This is a genomic window from Bacteroides caecigallinarum (assembly GCF_016901995.1).
In the GTDB taxonomy this organism is placed as follows: Bacteria; Bacteroidota; Bacteroidia; order Bacteroidales; family Bacteroidaceae; genus Phocaeicola; species Phocaeicola cellulolyticus.
This window is the reverse complement of the sequence record NZ_JACJLE010000035.1, coordinates 24,584-45,657: the sequence shown is the minus strand read 5'-3', so window position 1 is coordinate 45,657 and position 21,074 is coordinate 24,584. Positions and strand designations below refer to the sequence as shown.

The 21,074-nt window shown below is 39.5% G+C and carries 19 protein-coding genes; 8 read left to right on the top strand and 11 right to left on the bottom strand.

What is annotated here, in order from left to right:
- The 6 genes from H6A61_RS10035 to H6A61_RS10010 all read right to left on the bottom strand — a co-directional run.
- On the bottom strand, positions 1 to 620 hold a 620-nt coding region (locus H6A61_RS10035), incomplete at its 3' end, for a glycosyltransferase family 2 protein (protein WP_204393317.1).
- 1 nt (position 621) lies between these two features.
- Positions 622 to 1,761: a polysaccharide pyruvyl transferase family protein gene (locus H6A61_RS10030; RefSeq protein ID WP_204393315.1), complete on the bottom strand. Its 1,140-nt coding sequence runs from the start codon at positions 1,759 to 1,761 to the stop codon at positions 622 to 624.
- A complete protein-coding gene (locus H6A61_RS10025; RefSeq protein ID WP_239469177.1) occupies positions 1,761 to 3,287 on the bottom strand; it encodes an oligosaccharide flippase family protein in 1,527 nt (508 codons plus the stop codon). The genes H6A61_RS10030 and H6A61_RS10025 overlap by 1 nt, the downstream gene beginning before the upstream one ends.
- A gap of 1 nt (position 3,288) precedes the next feature.
- Positions 3,289 to 4,410 carry a Coenzyme F420 hydrogenase/dehydrogenase, beta subunit C-terminal domain gene (locus tag H6A61_RS10020; RefSeq protein ID WP_204393313.1) on the bottom strand — a complete coding sequence of 374 codons (1,122 nt, stop codon included), beginning with the start codon at positions 4,408 to 4,410 and terminating at the stop codon, positions 3,289 to 3,291.
- 162 nt (positions 4,411 to 4,572) lie between these two features.
- Positions 4,573 to 5,010: a BT0820 family HAD-type phosphatase gene (locus H6A61_RS10015; protein ID WP_204393311.1), complete on the bottom strand. Its 438-nt coding sequence runs from the start codon at positions 5,008 to 5,010 to the stop codon at positions 4,573 to 4,575.
- A gap of 10 nt (positions 5,011 to 5,020) precedes the next feature.
- Positions 5,021 to 5,590: a transcription termination/antitermination NusG family protein gene (locus tag H6A61_RS10010; protein WP_346342339.1), complete on the bottom strand. Its 570-nt coding sequence runs from the start codon at positions 5,588 to 5,590 to the stop codon at positions 5,021 to 5,023.
- 859 nt (positions 5,591 to 6,449) lie between these two features.
- Here H6A61_RS10010 and istA point away from each other — a divergent pair.
- Together istA and istB are read left to right on the top strand one after the other, a co-directional pair.
- Positions 6,450 to 8,012, top strand: a complete 1,563-nt coding sequence (gene istA / locus H6A61_RS10005) for an IS21 family transposase (protein WP_239469176.1) — start codon at positions 6,450 to 6,452, stop codon at positions 8,010 to 8,012.
- Between the two features lie 29 nt (positions 8,013 to 8,041).
- Positions 8,042 to 8,797 (top strand): IS21-like element helper ATPase IstB, encoded by a 756-nt coding sequence (gene istB / locus H6A61_RS10000; RefSeq protein WP_204393307.1) that lies wholly within the window; start codon positions 8,042 to 8,044, stop codon positions 8,795 to 8,797.
- 243 nt (positions 8,798 to 9,040) lie between these two features.
- Here the strand turns inward: istB and H6A61_RS09995 are convergent, their stop codons facing one another.
- Together H6A61_RS09995 and H6A61_RS09990 are read right to left on the bottom strand one after the other, a co-directional pair.
- On the bottom strand, positions 9,041 to 10,249 hold the full coding sequence (locus H6A61_RS09995; protein WP_204393305.1) for a tyrosine-type recombinase/integrase: 1,209 nt from the start codon (positions 10,247 to 10,249) through the stop codon (positions 9,041 to 9,043).
- Positions 10,250 to 10,537: 288 nt separating this feature from the next.
- Complete coding sequence (locus tag H6A61_RS09990; RefSeq protein ID WP_204393303.1) at positions 10,538 to 11,467, bottom strand: LysR substrate-binding domain-containing protein; 930 nt, start codon at positions 11,465 to 11,467, stop codon at positions 10,538 to 10,540.
- A 180-nt stretch (positions 11,468 to 11,647) separates the two neighbouring features.
- Between H6A61_RS09990 and trxA the strand changes: the two genes are divergently transcribed.
- Complete coding sequence (trxA, locus tag H6A61_RS09985) at positions 11,648 to 12,007, top strand: thioredoxin (RefSeq protein ID WP_204393301.1); 360 nt, start codon at positions 11,648 to 11,650, stop codon at positions 12,005 to 12,007.
- A 93-nt stretch (positions 12,008 to 12,100) separates the two neighbouring features.
- Here the strand turns inward: trxA and cydB are convergent, their stop codons facing one another.
- The 3 genes from cydB to H6A61_RS09970 are packed head-to-tail and all read right to left on the bottom strand — an operon-like array spanning position 12,101 to position 15,046.
- Complete coding sequence (cydB, locus tag H6A61_RS09980) at positions 12,101 to 13,252, bottom strand: cytochrome d ubiquinol oxidase subunit II (RefSeq protein ID WP_204393298.1); 1,152 nt, start codon at positions 13,250 to 13,252, stop codon at positions 12,101 to 12,103.
- Between the two features lie 37 nt (positions 13,253 to 13,289).
- Positions 13,290 to 14,792 (bottom strand): cytochrome ubiquinol oxidase subunit I, encoded by a 1,503-nt coding sequence (locus tag H6A61_RS09975; protein WP_204393296.1) that lies wholly within the window; start codon positions 14,790 to 14,792, stop codon positions 13,290 to 13,292.
- 32 nt (positions 14,793 to 14,824) lie between these two features.
- Positions 14,825 to 15,046 carry a DUF4492 domain-containing protein gene (locus tag H6A61_RS09970; RefSeq protein ID WP_204393294.1) on the bottom strand — a complete coding sequence of 74 codons (222 nt, stop codon included), beginning with the start codon at positions 15,044 to 15,046 and terminating at the stop codon, positions 14,825 to 14,827.
- A 162-nt stretch (positions 15,047 to 15,208) separates the two neighbouring features.
- Here H6A61_RS09970 and H6A61_RS09965 point away from each other — a divergent pair, with 162 nt between their 5' ends.
- The 5 genes from H6A61_RS09965 (at position 15,209) to H6A61_RS09945 (ending at position 21,062) form a co-directional block, all read left to right on the top strand.
- On the top strand, positions 15,209 to 16,552 hold the full coding sequence (locus H6A61_RS09965; RefSeq protein WP_204393292.1) for a TolC family protein: 1,344 nt from the start codon (positions 15,209 to 15,211) through the stop codon (positions 16,550 to 16,552).
- Positions 16,553 to 16,603: 51 nt separating this feature from the next.
- Complete coding sequence (locus H6A61_RS09960; RefSeq protein WP_154043580.1) at positions 16,604 to 17,809, top strand: efflux RND transporter periplasmic adaptor subunit; 1,206 nt, start codon at positions 16,604 to 16,606, stop codon at positions 17,807 to 17,809.
- Between the two features lie 25 nt (positions 17,810 to 17,834).
- The gene (locus H6A61_RS09955; RefSeq protein WP_204393290.1) at positions 17,835 to 18,581 is read left to right on the top strand and encodes an ABC transporter ATP-binding protein; all 747 of its coding nucleotides are present in this window, start codon (positions 17,835 to 17,837) and stop codon (positions 18,579 to 18,581) included.
- A gap of 25 nt (positions 18,582 to 18,606) precedes the next feature.
- Positions 18,607 to 19,827 (top strand): ABC transporter permease, encoded by a 1,221-nt coding sequence (locus H6A61_RS09950; RefSeq protein WP_154043582.1) that lies wholly within the window; start codon positions 18,607 to 18,609, stop codon positions 19,825 to 19,827.
- Positions 19,828 to 20,012: 185 nt separating this feature from the next.
- The gene (locus tag H6A61_RS09945) at positions 20,013 to 21,062 is read left to right on the top strand and encodes a sensor histidine kinase (protein WP_204393288.1); all 1,050 of its coding nucleotides are present in this window, start codon (positions 20,013 to 20,015) and stop codon (positions 21,060 to 21,062) included.
- The last annotated feature ends 12 nt before the right edge of the window (positions 21,063 to 21,074 follow it).

Here is a 21,074-nt window from a genome sequence, read left to right as displayed (position 1 = left end):
TTATAAAAGTATAATGATTCGGTTTTCAATATCTTAATTGACTTAGCATAGAAAAACAATTGAATAGAAATCTGCATATCTTCCCACATATCATAACCTTCATTAAATTTTACATGTTTGGCAAATAGATCTCTTTTTATTAATTTATTCCACAAGTATGCACCTATATTACCTTCTATGATATTTATAATATATTCAGTATTTGATTTGCATTCTTTGTTATTTCTAATAATTTCCTTATAATTATTTATTTCCTTATAATTACACAATACCAGGTCATATTTCCCATTATTAGTACCTTCTAATAATACCTCAAGCATATTGTTTGAAATATAGTCATCACTATCTATAAAAATAATATATTCTCCTGCCGACTCATTTAATCCTTCTTTCCTTGCTATTACTGACCCACCATTTTCTTTATGTATAACTTTCACCCGACCGTCATTTTTAGCATATTCCTCACAAATTTCACTAGAACTGTCAGTACTACCATCATCTACCAGTATTAATTCAAAATCTCTGAAGGTTTGATTTAAAATACTGTCTACACACCGATGAAGATATTTTTCTGTGTTATATATAGGTACTATAACTGAAATCTTAATGTCACTTTGCATATTAATTCAGCACATTCTTTAACCATAACAGACTTTTATCTCTTAATGCCTCTAATCTAATATTCACCTCGCCGAAATCTATCTTAAAAGGGTCTGGCATACATTCCATGTTACATTTATTAGTTACACTGCATTGCTTAAGACCAAGTTTCTCAAGCAAATTCAGTGTCCTATTATCCTTCAATCCGTCAAGAACCACGAAAGGTGTATGCAATAATATAGAAAATACAACTAAATGAAAGGAACCTCCACAAGTAATGCGTGCATGTTTACACAGATTCAGAAACTCTTTAGGTCCTACATTAGTTTTTACAACCACATTACTTTTAAGAAAAGAAAACTTATAACTTTCCCATATATAATCATTATAAATCTGAGATATTACTATCTTCATTTTATATTTTTGGGATAGCTTATCTGCCAAAGCAAATACTTCTGCATTAAAAAAAGGTGTGTATACAAATATATAGTCTCCTCTCACCAAAGGCTCTTTAGAAATAATCTCTTCCCATTTCTCTGATTCTAGTAGAAGAGTCGGATCCAGATTAACACTTGCCTCCAGTCCGAACTGTCTTTTTATAAATCCGGCTGCACCATCTTCGCGTACACTTAAAGCATCATATTCATTCAAATAATGTGTTATTATATCATAATATTCAGATTTTACACTATCTCCGGCCGCAGGACCCATACTTGGAGCATAAGCGATTCTCTTACCTTTCTTAACAAAAGGCAAATAATACGCCCAATCGAAATCCAAGCAAGTAGTATTCCAAATCTGATCGCTTCCAGATATATAATAATCATATTTAAATGATTCGTTATCCAACTCGGTTAATGATGTATATTCTTTAGATGTTAATATCAAGTCGTTTCTGAGAAAATTCTCAAATTTTATATACTTATTGATCAATGAATAATAGAAAGGTGTCAACAGGATTCTTCTCTTTATTTTTCCTTTAGATGTTCCACGATGAAAACCTCCTACACTATAATATGCTTTTTGCCTGACTGTACGTAAGTTTATAATCTCACAGTTAAGTCCTATATCTGTAATTACACGCTGTAAGGCATAAGCCTGCAACATGGAGCCATAATTATGTGAGGCATGAAAAGTTATGATACCTACAGATTTTGTCATTATAAAGTCTTGCTAAGTTTAGAATTTATAATTGATTTCGCATATAATCTTTCAGCTTCCGTTAGACCTATCACACAAACAGCAAGAAAAATTGACAAGCTACTTACAACTAAAACAATAATAAATCGAATTACATTATTATCCAACAGCATAGTACATGCAAAAGGCAAAATCAATGATAATGATGTTACCATCAATACAGGTCTTAATACAGAATTCAGGTATTTTGTTACAGAAAATCCTATGATAGATTTACAAAAATATAGTCGCAATACAAAGGAAATCCATGATATTACAATTGAAACAACAAAAGGTGTATAAACAGGCATCCCTGTTCGGTATAATAAATAAGATATTGGTACGTTAATAAGCATAACACTACCTACAACAATCTGATACCATTTGATTTTCCCTGTAGAAAGAAGACTGGTTATAATCGGTGCAGACAAAGCGGATAGTAAAGCTTCTACAAATATAAGTTTCGTGAAAAGTTCGGTGTAATCAGGAACATTTACCAACCAGATATTCAAGATAAATCCTATCTCAAGCATTACGGGAAGCCCAATAAACCATAGTAGATAATAAGATATTTTTGAACTTGATATTAATAGTCTTTCCATTTTTTCAGTATCACCAGAAGCATAATTTTTCGTGAGTTGAGGATTTACTGCAGTTCCAAAACCACTTACAAGATTCTGAACAGCATTGGCTACCTGATACGATACGCCACGTGCAGCATTTATAAATGGTCCACCAAAAATATTCATTAAAAGATTAATTCCCTGATCTTTCATCATCCATGCTAATGTGCCAAACAGATTCCATCCTGTAAAACCAAGTAATGATTTGAATAATGCTTTATCCCATACTACTGAGAATCTGCACTCCGAGTATCTTGTGATACAGTAAATCCTATATATAAGAGCAGAAAAGAGCTGAATGACTAACATAAGAATAGCATATAATATTAGTTTATCTCCTGATAATTTAAGAAGTAAAAGCACAAATGCCAGACGCAGAACTGTCTCTCCCATCCCAACATACGCATATACATTCATTTGTTCATGTGCAGTCAAAGAGGCCACATAAGGTGTCTGAATAATACCCAATGCTACAGACAGTACAGCTGTATGATAAACCCAGTTTGCCGCATCAATACGTTCAACAGGAATGTTGAGCTTATTATTCACAAACCATAGGCCTAGGGTTTCAGCAACTATCAGTATTAAAAAAGACAAAGTTATATGAATCTGACAAGACATACAGAAAACCTGATTGTATGCCTTCAAATTATTATTACCTAATTCTATAGTTAAGAATCTTTGTGTCGCAACAGCCATTGAACCATTGAGAAAAGTAAGAGCCGCTATTACACTTCCAACGACATTATAAATACCATAGTCCTCTACTCCTAATACTTCCAGTACCTTGCGTGATATATATAAGGACAGCATTTGTGTAAAAAGAGTTCTTACATAAAGTAAAAATGTATTACGGGCTATTTTTTTATTTACATCCGAAACCATATTATAAGATTCTCAAGCAACGCTTAACTAAAGCCATAGCTTTTTGATCAATAACTGAAAAAAAAAACGACAAATCAAAAGAGAAAAAACAAGGATAGAGGAAGCTGAACAAACGACTTCTAAGGTTTCGTTTATAAGGATGCCTAAGCTGTGCATTTCCTTCAACAGCCTCATTTACACTACGCTCATAAATATAAAAATAATCAACAACACACCCTAAAAGTTTTAATCCTTTTTTTGTGTTTGGCAATAAAACCGAAATACCATTTTGTGGTTTCACAAGCATATCATCTTTACTCTTCAGCCCCCAAAAATCTCCAATTGTCATATCGCTACATCTTTGAATAGAAGCAAATCTACAATTATAACAACTCTCACGGTAAGTAATGCCATAAATAAAGCCACGATAGTACAAGTCTTTAACAAATGGCTTTACATATTCCCCATCATCAGTCTGTAATTTCAAAAGGAATTTTTCTCCATTTCTGAAACTGACAGATTTCACCGTTTTATCTTTAAATATATGACGGATATGGTCATCAAACATTTTTTGAGAAGGTACTCCATGACAAATCAAGTCTATTAGGTAGAGATGTTCAGGAATACTTCCGATAAAGTTTTTTAAACCGGCTATCTGACAAGGAGTTCCTATAAATAGCACTGGTGTTCCTTTTTTTAGGTCATCTTTTACTTGTCCATAAAATCCACAAACATTACTTTGCACATATTTTGACCCCTTTAATCTTCCAAGTTCTGAGAGACGATCTATACGAATATGTTTTACTTGTGTACCTTCCGCTGTACATCCATAAACGACTCCATTATGATTTAATATATAGGTAGAAAAAATATAAGCGGCTCCTCCCGATGAGCTTGTTTTATATACTTCTGTTTCCCTACACCAGGCAGCATAAGCCGTAACAGGTTCATTGTTTTTTATATTATCGTTCTGTAACGGACAAACTTTTTTACACAATCCACAATTAATACATATATCAACACTTATTCTGGGATATAAAAAGCCTTTTAAATCAGGCTCCATCTTTATACAACCTTTTGGACATATCTCAGCACAAGCATTACATCCTGAACATTCTTTCTTATTTATTCTTGCTACATTCATCTTAAGATATTTATCTTAAGGTATACGTATGATAAACTTCTAATTCTTCAAGTATACCTGGAGTTATTTTACACCAATATATATAAGACTATATCTTTAGAGTATTTTTCAGATAAATCTGCTCATAAGTGAATTATTTCACCTATAGTCAGATTATCACAATCACTTTTTCCATCCAAACACCCTCTTCCAGAAAGAAGTTTTTTCCTCCATATATTCCTGATACCTTTCCCTATAATATCGGCGGCTGCTTAACTTATTAGTAATCATCTCATAAATAGCTCCCCAATCGGGAAGATAACCCACATTACGGTCGTCAATAAAAAAATCGGCGCGCAACTTACGACACGGACATGAAAGATTTTCATTAGGTTGCTCATCCGGATGGTTGGCATTGACAGCATAGAATTCAAGGCCACGGCTACGACAATATTCTACAGCATCTTCAAGCAACTTTCCTTCACGAACTGTCCAAAGTATCAATATATGATGTTCTGCCTGAAGACGTTTCAAGGTAGTTATCGCAAAAGGTATTTCTTTTCCTATTTCAGGATATTTATGTTCTACAATTGTCCCGTCAAAATCAACTGCGATTATCATATTTGTGATGTTATGTTTCTTTTTTTATATTGTTTGCCGAACTCAACAATCCGGTTATATCTGAATTTGCATCTACATTTTCAAAATTTTCCTTATAGACTCCACCAATGGCTATAGTAAGTCCCCCCATTGTAGTTATAAGACATTTGTTACGGGAAATACGGATCTGATAACCTTCAAGTCCATCAAGTACACCGGAAGTTATCTTGACCAATGGATGCCCTACGGAATAATATTCCAATGGATGTGGCATAAATCTAATGCGGAACGGAGATATTTGGGACAAACGGATAAAAGTCTGCATATATTTATCCTGTATAACGGCAGGACGACCTGTACTCTTATCTTTTGCAAGATAAATCCCAAAACAGCGTTCTTTTAAAATTGATTGAATTTCAGCCATATTACCTTGTACAAATACAAGGCCTGAAATTGTAGGAATATCTTCTTTTACGACATGTTTCTTTACACGTTTATATTTTGTTATTTTATGAACAAAAACATTAAATCTTTGTTTTAATATATCTAGAACATGCTCCTGCATGTTACTTTTCACATATATGTAATACCAAGGTAACATCTTTATTTTCTTAGACTTAAGTATAATTTCTCTCTTCCGTACCAGTTATTCTGATTCGTTACATAATCGCCATTTCCCAGCTACAGAAAGAGATTCTGAACTATACAGTGACATCGAAACTCTGTCCATTTTTATGTTATTACGAAGTAGAATATCTGATTCATACATCCTATGTAAAATGATAAAAATATTATAAGTTTAACATTTTAAATACAATATACACATTCCACTTCCTAGCATTACTAACCATCTCTTTATAAGAGAAATATACACTTACATACCCCCACATAAAAGCATATTAAGCTTTGATTTCACACAATAAATGTTTAACATTTTTTGCATATAAGTAAAATCATTCAAACGCTTTTATTGTTATACATATCTTTTTCCTTTAATCGCATAACTAAAAACGCAAACCTGAAATATGTGATATTTCACCTAGACTGTGATAATATTCAAATTTTAATTGGCGAAAACGGAGCATACCCACCCACTTAGAACGGCATAATCCACCCACAATTATTGCTAAAATGGGCTTGAAAAGGGCATAAAAAACGGAGCATATCCGTTCATTTTTGCTAAAAAATGCCCAAAGTCGCTCAAAAAACGGAGCATATCCGTTCAGTGGTTTGTGATTACGATAAAATATCCGTTTTACTATACAAAAATCGGAGTATATCCGTTCAGTGATGGGAATGTAATAATACAATAATCAGTTGTTTACATTCGGAAAACGGAGCATATCCGTTCACTTTCTCATAGAAACGACGATGCCTGCATAAAAAACGGGGCATGTCCGTTCACTTTCCACTCTTTCCCGTATCTTGTATGCAGAATATAATCTTCATACAATACGACTATGGCAGGAAAAAGTAAGAATATGAGCCAGATCAAACAACTTCTTCTACTAAAGAAGAGCGGAATCTCCAACCGCAAGGCTGCCGATATAATCGGCATGAACAAGGAGACAGTGAACAACTACATGAACAAGGTCAACGCTGACAGCCTGAGCCTTGATGAACTTATCAGGTTGGATGATCCCATTCTTGAGCACCGTCTCAAGGGCGGCAATCCTGCATATAGCGACAAGCGTTTTGAAACATTCAAAGCCCTTCTTCCATATCTTCAGGAGGAGATGAAGCGCAAGCATGTCACGCTGAAGCTGCTTTGGGAGGAATACCGTAATGAGCATCCGGATGACCACTACAGCCTGACACAGTTCCGTTTTCATTACAATCAGAACACAGAGGCTGGAAAGGAATCGCCATCTACCATACTTGCTGACATGCGTACTGGCGGTGAAAAGCTTTTCCTCGATTTTGCCGGTGATACCATGGGATACGTTGATATGGAAACCGGTGAGGTCGTCCAGTGCCAGGCTTTCGTAGCCACTCTGCCTGCAAGCGACTACGGTTATATCCTCTTCGTACGTTCACAACGCACGGAAGACTTTGTATATGCCATAACACAGTGCCTGAAACATCTTGGCGGCGTACCAAAGATGCTTGTCCCTGACAACCTTAAAGCTGCCGTTGTCAAGACAGACAGATATGAGCCTTCGCTTAACCGTGTAATGGAGGATATGGCCAATCATTATGGCACGGTCATCATACCGGCACGTCCCGCACACCCAAAAGATAAAAGCAACGTGGAAGGGACCGTGAGGCTTGTCTATATGCGTGTGTTTGCCGAACTCCGCAATGAAACCTTCCATTCACTGGAAGAGCTTAACCGGGCAGCCTCGCTCAAAATGAAAGCGCACAACCAGAAACGCATGCAGAAGCATCCTTACACGCGTGAGGAACGGTTCCTTGCCGTAGACAGGCCAAATCTTATGCCGCTGCCTGACAGGGATTTTGAGATTGTGTCATATACCGATTTGAAGGTGTCAACCAACTGCTGTATCTATCTCGGACGTGACCAGCACTATTATACAGTGCCGTATCAGTATATATCCAAAACTGCACATGTTGCATATACACACACACTGGTAAAAGTATATGTGGACGGTGAACTTGTAGCCACTCACATACGTGATTACAACAGGGGAAAGTATACTATTGTAAAGGAGCATCTTGCAAGCAACTCCCGGGAATACAGAGGAATGAGTGCAAAATCATACATAGAGCGTGCCGAGCGTGCATCCGGCATACTTGGAGATGTAATCCGCCGCATATTTTATTCTTCCACAATGCCTCCGGAGACTCATTACAAGACCTGCGAGGGGCTTCTAAACCTGCAAAGGAGCAGTGATCCGGCCGTTTTCCAGAAAGCCTGCGAGACAGCCCTGAACGTAGACAGATGCAGTTACCGCTTTATACGCTCACTGGTGGAAAGCAAGTGTGCCGGTGTGGGGCAGCCTACATCTTCCTTTGCTCCTCCGCAACACTGTAATATCCGTGGGAAATCACAGTTCAAATGACAGACTTCTAACACTCAAAACCAATAACGATGGATGAAATTATCAATGCTCTAAGAAACCTTAAGATGCCCGGAATGGCACATTACTGGGCTACGATGCAGGAGACGCGACAGGCAGAGTCGCTCTCCTTGAAGGACGGCCTGCAACTGCTTATACAGGCCGAACTGGATAACCGGAATCAAAGCCGGAATGCCCGTCTGATAAAAAAAGCACACTTCCGTTATCACGCTTCCATAAGTGAAGTTATCTATGACAGCAAGCGTGGCGTAGACAAGCAGAAAGTGCTTAATCTTGCCACTTGTGACTATGTGAAAAACGGGGTGTCCATACTTATTACGGGAGCTTCCGGTACAGGTAAAAGCTGGTTGGGTACAGCGTTTGGTCATCAGGCCTGCATGAACGGATATAAAGTTGCTTATTATAACCTGTACAGGCTCTTCGAGGAAATAAGCCTTGCCCGCATATCCAGTACTCTGCATCGTTTCTTCGCCAAGCTGGCACAGACTGACCTGCTTATACTGGACGACTTCGGAATGAAAGTTCTTGACGGACAACAGTTGCTTGACTTTATGGAGATTATAGAAGACCGCCATGGACAAAAAGCTACGATCATCATATCACAACTGCCGGTTGCTAACTGGTACGATGTGATGAAAGGCAACACGACTGCAGCTGATGCAATATTAGACAGGCTGGTACACACAAGTGTGCGCTTCGAGCTACAAGGCAGCAGTTTACGTCAAAAAAGACATCAAAACTGCAACGTTACAGACGAAAATCAATAAATTTGCATCGCCATAGGTAAAGAGTATGAAAAGTGAACGGATATCACCGTTTTGGGTGAACGGATATCAACCGTTTTCAGCATTTTAATAGAAAAAATACTTGAAATTTGAATAATATACTTACCTTTGCAATATAAAAAAATACTTCTCTTATAAAGAGAAGTATTTATAATATGAACAAAAAACAGCTGCAAAAGCATCATATTTTCACAAATAAATAGCTATACTTAGTCTAGTTTATATTTACAATGATTTTAATATTATTTCATTTGCTTTGTCAATAACAGACATATCCAAAGATGCCAAATATATTCGTGTTGTGTTTTCTGAATCGTGACCCATTGCCTCACTGATAACTGATAATGAAATGTTTTTACTATGAGCCACACTAGCCCAGGTATGACGGGCAACATAAGATGTAAGAACTACTGGCAATCCAAGGGCAACACCTATCTTCTTTAGTTTTGCATTTACCAGATGCGAAGCATTATGATACTGACGACGGGCATCAGAATTGACATCTTTTATTATTGGGAGCAAATAAGGTGTCTGGGAAGTATCATATTTATCAATAATTTGCTGCATTGGTTTTTCCCATTTGATAAACAACTGCTGATTGGTTTTCTGACGCCGATATGACAAGACTCCATGCTGAAGATCTTTCTTTTTTAAATAAGCCATATCAACAAATGACATTCCACGGGTATAGAAACTGAACATAAATATATCGCGGGCATAATCCATTGAAGGAGACTTCCGTAAATCCAAATCACGGATTTTTCTGATCATACTTACAGACAAAGCACGCTTTACTGTTTTATCAACACCGGTATAGACGTATCTGAATGGATTGCGCTGTACTGTAATACCTTTCTCTACAGCACGATTGTAAACCGCACGCAAATTACGCATGTAGAATGATATTGTATTAGGAATAAGTCCGTTGGATTTTAAATAATCCTCATATTCCATCATGAGAGTCGCATCTATATCATTAAAATCAACATCACCACGCAAACTGCAAAATCTGGAAAAGCTGTTTAAAGCTGTAGAATATGTTTCTGCAGTACGCAAACGACCAACCAACTTCAGTTGCTGTATGGTATCATGGATAAAGGATATAAAATTGCCGTTGTTTTCTTTCCTTGTGTATGACGATATTATATCATCTGCCGTATAGTTCTGTCCGGACGATTCCAACACAGATATTATACTCTTGAATTTTGCCAAATCATCATTTATATGCTTTTTCAATGAAAAAAGATTGCTACTGCATTTTTCTTCATTTTCCGAAAGTGATATATCTTTTTCCAATATATTCCACTCTGCCTTTGATAACCTGTAGCCTGTAGTAACTTGTCTAACTACTCTATCATGTATTACACGATAGAATATTGTCCCTTCGTCATTACGAGCAGATGAAGGACGAAATTTCACTTTTATCGTTGCCATAATTAAGAATTTGTTTTTTAAATAGAATTAAAACAATCAATTTATTTCAAATATACCATAAAATAGTTAGCCTAAGTCTTTTTACTTATCATTATTCTATAAGTTTATAAACATAAAAAAGTGGCAACGCCTTTTTGTTTAGAGTGATAAGAGTTTTTAGGAATTATTTTAGGAATACATACAAACATGATTATCGTGACACGAACGTGTAACGATAGTAACACGAATGTGTAACGATAGTGACACGAACGTGTAACAATAGTGACACGAACGTGTAACGATAAATATTTACCGGAGTTTTATCTTATGTTTTCTGAGTCTTTCTTCCATCATATAGTCCGGAATTATTGATTTCATTGTTTCCAACACGGCATTTACGGCACGTTCCCTTATGAAATCGTCTTTTATAAGTATGGATACACACCTTTGAGCAGGAGGAGTGACATTCAAGTGTACAACATTTTCTTTCTGACTGTCTGACAGGAAAGGGATGTGAAGTTCCGGAATAATGGTATAACCTCCGTTGCGGTCAACTATCCTGACCAGCGTTTCTATACTGCCGGCCTCATAGATGTGGTTTCCTATATCCTTGTTCTTGCAGAAGTTCATTGAACCGTTAGGTACGCAATGTCCTTCCTTCAGTATCCACATCTGTTCGGCAGGCAGGCTTCCGCTTGCTATTATCTTCTGTGCCTGGCTGCACTCCGAAGAGAAATACGCAACGAACTTCTCTATATAGACCGGTATTTCCAATATCCCTTCCCTATCTTCCGGCATGGTGGAGATGGCTATATCGATATTTCCGAAACGAAGTTCGCGTACAAGTGAGGCATTTTCTTTCTCGTCGATAGACAGATCTACATCGGGATGCATGTCACGAAATTTATGAATGAAGTCAGGCACCAAATACGGAGCTATTGTAGGGAGTATTCCTATCCTCAGACTACCAGTCATAGTACCGGTCTCGTCGGATACAAGTTCCTTTATTCTCTGCGATTCGTTCAGTGCTATCTGTGCCTGGCGTATTATCTTCTGCCCTATGGCTGTTGGAGCTACATTCCTTCTGTCGCGGCTGAATATCTTAACGTCAAGTTCTTCTTCAAGTTTCTGAATCATGGCACTCAGTGTTGGCTGAGTAACACCGCATGCCTCGGCAGCAAGTACGAAATGACGATACTTGTCGAGTGCCACAATATATTCCATCTGTTGTAAATTCATGGTTGTATAGATTTTGTCTATACAAAGATAGAAATAATCTGTTGTCTGCATAGCGTAAATAGCGTACTTTTGCATCAGAAACTTAAAACAATTACTACCATGAACGAATTATTAAGAATATGGTAAAGATATACGATCCTAATAAATAATGAAGTAATAACCCATAAATAATGATTGATTATGAAAGCAAAACATCTGACTAAAAAAGAATTCCTGAATAAAGTTGCCAATTATGAAACTAACCCTAACGAATGGAAGTTCCTTGGTGAGCGTCCTGCTCTGATAGACTTCTATGCCACATGGTGCGGACCTTGCAAGATGCTGGCTCCGGTACTGGATGAACTGGCAGAGGAATATGACGGAAAGATAGACATATATAAGATAGATGTTGACCAGGAAGAGGAACTGGCAGGACTATTTGCTATACGCAGCGTACCTACACTACTCTTCGTACCTATGACCGGCGCTCCACAGATGGCTCAGGGAGCTATGCCTAAACCTGCATTGAAGGATGCTATACATAAGGTACTCTTGGGATAATATATTTTAACACAAAACGAAATGTGCCGGAAACAGCTAAAAGGGAAAGCTGCTATCCGGCACATTCTGTTATATGTTTATCTGAATCAAGCATCAATATGCATGGTCATCATTCTTTATCTCATCCGCAGTAATAGATTTGCGGTCTATAGCACGCCATGCATAAATTATATAAGCCAAAACAAACGGAACAAGAATTGACACATATGCCATGGTCTTGAGAGTGAACAGGCTGGAGCAGCTGTTTGATATCGTGAGCGAACTCTGCAAATCAGTCAACGACGGATAATATGCCGTATTGTTATACCCTGCAACAAGCAACAAAGAAAGGACTGTCAATACTGTTCCTATACCTGAAAACCATATACCTTTCTTATATGTTGAAACCAGGATGCTCTTGCCAAGACCGTATAACACGCATACTACACCTGCGAGGAACAATACAAGAAGATATGGCATATCAACGAAATTGTTGAAATACTTATAAGGTTCCATCACTATCGCCTGAGTTTCCGGATTTACGGCAAATCCGTCTTTCAGCAATGTACGTATCACGTATGCCAGGAAGAACAGAAGGAAAGGCACCGCATCGGAAATCAGCTGTCGGCGACAACGGGTATTTATCTGTTCATTATCTATATTGTTGATGAAATACATTCCTCCAAGAAGTCTTGCCAGGAAGAACACTGCCATTCCGAGCACGAGATTCCATGGCTCGGCAAAGGCGTCAAGCCCGTGCCATCCGTTTGACCATGTGCTGATGACAGGCATACCAAGTTCGGTAAGATTATCTTTTGTCACTTCGAAGTTTGAGCCATAGAAGAATGTTGACACAGCCATTCCGAGTAGCAGAGGTCCCATCACACCGTTCAGCATAAGGAAGTATCTGTATGTACGCTGCCCCAGCAGATTGCCCAGCTTGGACTGAAACTCATACGATACTGCCTGAAGCACGAAAGTGAAAAGTATTATCATCCAAAGCCAGTATGCTCCTCCGAAACTTGTACTATAGAATAATGGGAAGGATGCAAAGAATGCCCCTCCGAAGGTTACAAGCGTAGTAAACGTAAACTCCCACTTTCTGCCTGTAGAGTTTACAAGCATCTTTCTCTCTTCTTCGGTCTGCCCTATACGGTAAATCAAAGAATTGCCTCCCTGCACGAACAGCAGGAACACCAGTATTGCACCCAGCAGTGACACGATGAACCACCAATAGTGCTGTAAGAATATATATGTAGATTCCATATCAAATGTAAATAATATTTATCAAAACAATATAGTGTTATTTCTCCTCCGGACCGTGTTTAATAGCCTTGAGCATTATTCCTATCTCTGCTATCAGAAGAACGGTGAACATGATTAGGAATATGAAGAATGTGGTCTGTACCGAACCGGTCTCTAGTTTGGATATTGCCGCATCAACAGGAAGCATATCCTGAATAGTCCATGGCTGACGTCCCACTTCGGCAACTATCCATCCTGCCTGGCTGGCGATGTATGCCAGAGGAATACTCCACACTCCCAGCCAAAGCAGCCAGTTGTGATAATCTACATTGCAGGTTTTCTTCCATGTGAGGAACAGAAGGACAGCAAACAGAACAATGAAATACATTCCCAGACCTACCATCACACGGAATGACCAGAACATAAGATTTACGTCTGGCACAAGCGTAGATGTATCCTTGATATATCCGTAACCGAAATATGGCATATTCTCGTTAAGCAGACTAAGCGAGGTTTCCATCTCAGACGAATTGCCATCTTTTTTAGCCTGTCTATAGTCGGCCAAAGCCTTGATTGCAATCTTTCCACGTTCCACCTTTTCATCTACTGAAAGAGCTTTTGTTCCGTCGGCAAGCTGGTATCCGCCTTTCATTATATCGTTTATACCGGGAACAAAGCCGTCTGTACTGTGTGTGGCAAGAACCGAAAGCATTTCAGGTATTTCCACAGGACCAACAACCGTAAGAGGAGCATGCGCACTTCCGTCATAGAGGGCTTCCATTGACGCAAGTTTCATAGGCTGCACCTGAGCCACCTGATATGCCGACTGGTCGCCTGTAGCTGCAGTCACAATAGATGCAAACAGACCTACGGCAGAAGCTACCTTTATGCTTGCCTTGGCAAATTCTTTTTCACGTTTTTTTATAAGATACCAGCAGCTTACTCCCACAACAAAAACAGCTCCTAAAATCCAGCTGCTTATAACTGTATGGAAGAACTTTACTACTGCTACAGGCGAGAATGCTACGGACATAAAATCTACCATCTCATTACGCATGGTATCCGGATTGAATTCCATTCCTACAGGATATTGCATCCACGAATTTGCAACCAATATCCACCATGCCGAAATCGTAGCTCCAAGTCCGGTGAGCCATGTAGATGCAAGGTGGAAGCGGCGGCTAACCTTCTCCCATCCGAAGAACATAACTGCTATGAATGTAGCCTCCATAAAGAATGCCAGTATTCCCTCTATCGCCAACGGGGCACCGAATATGTCGCCCACAAACCATGAATAATTACTCCAGTTGGTTCCGAACTGGAACTCAAGAATAAGTCCGGTGGCAACACCGACGGCAAAGTTTATTCCGAAAAGTTTCATCCAGAACTTGGCTGTACGTTTCCAGAACTCATTGCCAGTACGATAATAAACAGTTTCCATTGTTCCCATTATCACAGCCAGACCGAGTGTGAGAGGAACAAACAGCCAGTGATACATGGCCGTCAGGGCAAACTGCGCCCTAGACCAGTCAATCAAAGAAGTGTCAATAGCTTCAATCATAAAATAAAGTTTTATTAAGTTAGTTTGATCAATTATTTCGCATAAGAGTCCGATGCCCGTATAATCAGTTCATTGCCTACATAATCCTGTTTTTCCTCCGCAGTCTTGTCTTTCAGAAAAGAAGGGAAAAAGAACAGTTTGATTATAAAGAACATCACAAACAGTTTCACCAGTATTATGAACCAAAGCACACGTCCTGTAGTCATAGACCTGAAACCGTCTGCATAAAATCTATAAATTCCTATTATATTCATAATTAATAAGCATATATTTTTATAATGATTACAAAGTAAATGATTTATCGTGAAAAATCAAGGTTTGGTCCACATATTTCTTTGCCAAATCTATCTTTTTTGCCTCTATATTATATAAGGAATAATTTTGCCTCAGAAAAGAATTAAAGATAACAGTAAAAAATGAGACAAAGGGATTTATTCATTATCGCAGTCCTAAGTTCAAGCACAGGACTATATGCTCAGGATAACAAGACCTGGAGCCTGCAAGACTGCATTGACTATGCTCTGGAGAAAAACATACAGCTGCAGCAAAACAAACTTTCGCTGGAAGAAGCTGATGTGGATGTGAAAACTGCAAAGGCATCACTGTTTCCAAGCCTGTCTTTCTCTACAGGACATAATCTGGTGAACCGTCCGTATCAGGAAACAAGTGCAACCGTAAGCGGAACTGAGATTATCACCAGCGACAACAATAACACATACAACGGGAGCTACAGCCTCAGCGCACAATGGACACTGTGGAACGGAGGACAACGACTGAACAACATCAAGCAGCAGAAGGCAAACAAAGAAATAGCCGGGTTGTCAGTGACCGAAACAGAAAACATGCTGCAAGAGGAGATAACGAAACTATTCGTGCAGATTCTATATGCCAACGAATCGGTAGAGATAAACAAAAACACACTGGAAGTGAGCGAAGCTACATACAAGCGTGCAGTAGAGCTGTTTAACGAAGGAAGTCTGTCGAAATCGGATGTGGCCCAACTGGAAGCTCAGGCCAGCAACGACAAGTATCAACTGGTAACAGCGGAAAGCACACTGAGAAATTACAAACTCCAACTAAAACAGCTCTTGGAACTTGACGGTACTACAGAAATGGTTCTTGACATACCGGAACTGAAAGATGAGGATGTTATGGCTGTTTTGCCCAACCAGATAGACGTTTACAATACAGCACTGACATCAAGACCTGAAATACAGAGCAGCAAGCTGAGCATAGACAATGCCAAGCTTGGTATAAAAACAGCTAAGGCCGGGTACCTGCCTACAATAAGCCTGTCGGCCTCAACATCAAGTATGACAAACAATGCCAGCACAAACAACTGGGCAGAACAGATGAAATACGGATGGAACAATATGATTGGTATAAATCTGAGTATTCCTATATTCAACAACAGGCAGACTAAAAGTGCAGTACAGAAAGCGCAGATTACATACAGTTCATCACAATTGGACCTGATAAACAAACAAAAGGAACTTTATTCCACTATAGAAAGTTTATGGCTGGATGCACTGAATGCACAGCAACAATATGAGGCAGCCAACAGCAAGCTACAAAGCTGTCAGACCAGCTTCGATATAGTGAACGAACAGTTTAATCTCGGCATAAAGAATACTGTGGAACTGCTTACTGAAAAAAATAATCTGCTGAGCGCACAGCAGCAGCGTGTTCAGGCCAAATACATGGCTATACTTGACAGAGCGTTGCTTGATTTCTATGCAGGAAACGACATAAAGCTTTGACACAGGCAAATTAAATTATAAACAAAAAGAAAATCGGAAAAACAACTAAATATGAAAAAGAAGAAAGTTTTCATCATCGCAGCTGCTATAATAGTGCTGGCTGGAGCAGGACTGTGGATATTCGGTGGAAAAAAATCAAACCAGACAATAAGTTTCGCCACATCAGCTGTACACAAGGGCACCATCAGCAATTCAATTACAGCTACAGGTACTATAGAACCTGTAACTGAAGTAGAAGTAGGTACTCAGGTATCAGGTATCATAGACAAGATTTATGTTGATTATAATTCTGTGGTTAAAGCGGGAGAAGTGATAGCCGAAATGGACCGCGTGACACTTATAAGCGACCTTCAGTCAGCGCAAGCTACATACGACGGTGCAGAAGCAGAATATAATTATCAGGAAAAGCTTTACGAAAGAAACAAGACTCTGCACGAGAAACAACTTATCAGCGACACTGAATACGAACAATACGAATATAACTACCGCCGTGCGAAAAGTACATACGACCAGAGTAAGGCAGCACTGGCAAAAGCACAGAGAAATCTGTCATATACTACAATCACATCGCCTATCGACGGTGTAGTGACAAGCCGCGAAGTGGAAGCCGGACAAACTGTGGCTTCAGGTTTCGAAACTCCGACTCTTTTTACAATTGCAGCCGACCTTACAAAGATGCAGGTAGTGGCAGATGTAGATGAAGCTGACATAGCAGGAGTAAAGGACAGTGCAAGAGTTACATTTACGGTAGATGCCTATCCGAATGACGTGTTCGAAGGAAGAGTAAAGCAGATCCGTCTGGGAAGTACAAACAGTACAAGCTCATCTACAAGTACTACATCTGAAACCGTTGTGACATACGAGGTTGTAATCACTGCAGATAATCCTGACCTGAAACTGAAACCAAGACTGACAGCAAACGTGACAATCTTCACAGATACACGCGAGAATGTTCTTGTAGTTCCGAACAAGGCCCTCCGATTTACACCTGACAAGAAGCTGGCAGGAGGAAAGACCATAAATGACTGCAACTCGCCAAAAAAAGTGTGGACAATGGATGCAACATCACTGACTGCACACCCTGTCAAGACCGGTATGAGCGACGGTTCTAACACTGAAATAGTTTCAGGTATCAGCGAAGGTACTGAAATCATTACAGAAACAATAGTAAAAGGTGAAATGCCGGAAATGGTAGAGACAGGCGGCGAACAGAATCCATTCATGCCAGGCCCTCCGGGAAGAAACAAGAAGAAATAATCTTAATAATAAAGGATTAATCACCATGAGCAAGACAGTAATCGAATTACAGAATATAAAACGAAACTTCCGTGTGGGAGACGAAACGGTACATGCGCTCAGGGGAGTATCGTTCAGCATTAAAGAGGGCGAGTTTGTCACTATCATGGGTACATCAGGCTCAGGTAAATCTACTTTGCTGAACACACTTGGATGTCTGGACACACCTACAAGCGGCGAATATCTTCTGGACGGAGTATCTGTGAGAACAATGAGCAAACCTCAGAGAGCTATACTGAGAAACAGAAAAATAGGTTTCGTATTCCAGAACTACAACCTTCTGCCTAAAACGACTGCAGTAGAAAACGTAGAGTTGCCACTGATGTATAACCCGTCTGTATCGGCAGCCGAAAGACGCAGAAGAGCCATTGAAGCTCTGATAGCCGTGGGACTGGGCGACAGACTGGAGCACAAGTCGAACCAGATGTCCGGAGGACAGATGCAACGTGTAGCAATAGCCAGAGCACTGGTAAACAATCCGGCCGTAATTCTGGCGGACGAAGCTACCGGTAACCTTGACACACGTACATCGTTTGAAATACTTGTACTCTTCCAGAAACTGCATGCCGAAGGAAGGACTATAATATTCGTTACACACAATCCTGAACTGGCAATGTACAGCAGCCGTAACATTCGCCTGCGCGACGGACATGTGATTGAAGATACCGTAAACAACAATATCCTCTCGGCAGCAGAGGCACTTGCCGCACTGCCAAAAAATGATGAGGACTGATGCGGAACAATAAAACATTTTTACAATGAACGGAACAAATCTTTTTAAAATAGCTATCAGAGCACTATCCAACAACAAGCTTAGGGCATTCCTTACGATGCTTGGCATAATAATAGGTGTAGCGTCGGTGATAGCCATGCTGGCAATAGGACAAGGCTCAAAACGAAGCATTCAGAAACAAATCTCGGAGATGGGTTCGAACATGATCATGATCCATCCGGGAGGTGAAATGCGAGGAGGAGTAAGACAGGACGCTTCATCCATGCAGACTCTGAAACTTGAAAATTACGAAACACTCAGAGACGAATGTGTTTTCCTATCTGATATCAGTCCTAACGTATCTGCAAGCGGACAGCTTATATCAGGAGCCAACAACTATCCGTCGTCTGTAAGCGGCGTCAGCATAGGATACCTAAACATCAGACAGCTGAAAATAGAACAAGGCGAAATGTTTACGGAAGAAGATATACGCACAGCAGCAAAAGTTTGCGTAATAGGTTCAACAATCGTTGAAAATCTGTTTCCGGACGGTGCCGACCCTATAGGTAAAGTAATACGATGCAATCAGGTTCCACTCAGGGTTATAGGTATTCTTGAATCAAAGGGATACAACTCAATGGGTATGGACCAGGACGATGTAGTGCTGGCACCCTACTCTACCGTGATGAAACGTCTTCTGGCACAGACATATCTGAGCGGAGTTTTCGCATCGGCACTGACTGAGGACATGACAGAAGAAGCGGTTGACGAAATAACAAATATACTTCGCCGCGAACACAAGCTGAAAGAAACCGACGACGACGATTTCACAATAAGAACACAACAGGAGTTAAGTTCCATGCTTAATACAACTACAGACCTGATGACGACACTTCTGGCCTGCATTGCAGGGATATCACTAGTAGTGGGCGGTATCGGTATTATGAACATCATGTATGTTTCAGTAACCGAACGTACCAGAGAAATCGGTCTGCGAATGTCAGTAGGGGCAAGAGGTATCGACATTCTGTCGCAATTCCTTATAGAATCAGTACTGATAAGTATCACCGGAGGATTGATTGGCGTAATACTGGGATGCGGTGCATCATACATAATAAAGACAGTAGCCAACTGGCCGGTATATGTTCAACCTTGGAGTGTTCTCCTGTCGTTTGCAGTATGTACATTCACCGGTGTTTTCTTCGGATGGTATCCGGCAAAGAAAGCCGCATGTCTTGACCCAATAGAAGCGTTGAGATACGAATAACTTAGAAACAACTTCATTCTATAAATCAGGAACTTCTTTGTTCTTCATAACTTTGGTTTCCTTTTTAGCAGTGCTGCCGGTACTTCGAGAGAAGTACCCCAGTACTGCTTTGGATTATAGAAAGTTTGCAAGACTAATAACATTCTACTATATTTGTAAGAACACAACATAAATCGTAAAAACCTATGACACACACAAACCGCAACAACAGATTGTTGGAAATATCAATACATGCATTCTGCTGGATATTGTTTTTCGGTTTTCCGATAATAATGACGCAAGGTGATAACGGAAGCATAGACTGGAAAGCTTTTATGCGGTTTATCATTGTTCCGGCATCATTATTTGCCATATTCTATATAAACTATTTTCTGTTGATTCCGAAACTACTTTTCAACGAGCACAAGAGAAAGTTTCTGGCATTCAATGCTGTTTTGACAATACTGCTATCACTTGCCATCAGATGGTGGAATGACTTGCATGTTCCTGGCCCTCCACCTGATATGTTCAGACACAACCCGCCTTCACAGATTGTTTTCATGATTAGGGATATAGCCAGCATGATCTTTTCTGCAGGGCTAAGTGTTGCCATAAGGCTAAGTATAAAATGGAACGAAACCGAACTGGCAAGACGTGAGGCCGTGAAAAGCATGACGGAAGCAGAACTTAAAAATCTGAGAAACCAGCTTAATCCTCATTTTCTGCTTAACACTCTGAACAATATTTATGCCCTTGTTGTAATAGATACAGACAAGGCACAACAAGCGATACAGGAGCTTAGCAAACTGTTGAGATATGTACTATACGACAATCAATCGATGTATGTACCTCTGAAAAAGGAAACAAACTTCATCAAAAACTATATCGAACTGATGAGGATACGTGTTTCGGGAGACGTAAACATAGAGACCAATTTCAGGATAAAGGATAACAGCCAGACTCCGGTCGCTCCACTTATCTTCATATCTCTGATAGAAAATGCATTCAAACATGGGATTTCGCCTACGGGAGAAAGTTTCATTAAAATAACCATAGAGGAAAACGAGGAGTACATTATCTGTACTATACAGAACAGCAATCATCCTAAATCGACAACCGACAAGAGCGGTTCAGGTATAGGACTTGAGCAGGTCAGCAAAAGACTTGAACTGTTGTACCCCGACAAGCATGAATGGAAATGCTGGCTTAGCGATAACGACAAAGTTTACAATTCATGCATCAAACTAAAAATATAATAAAACTTATCA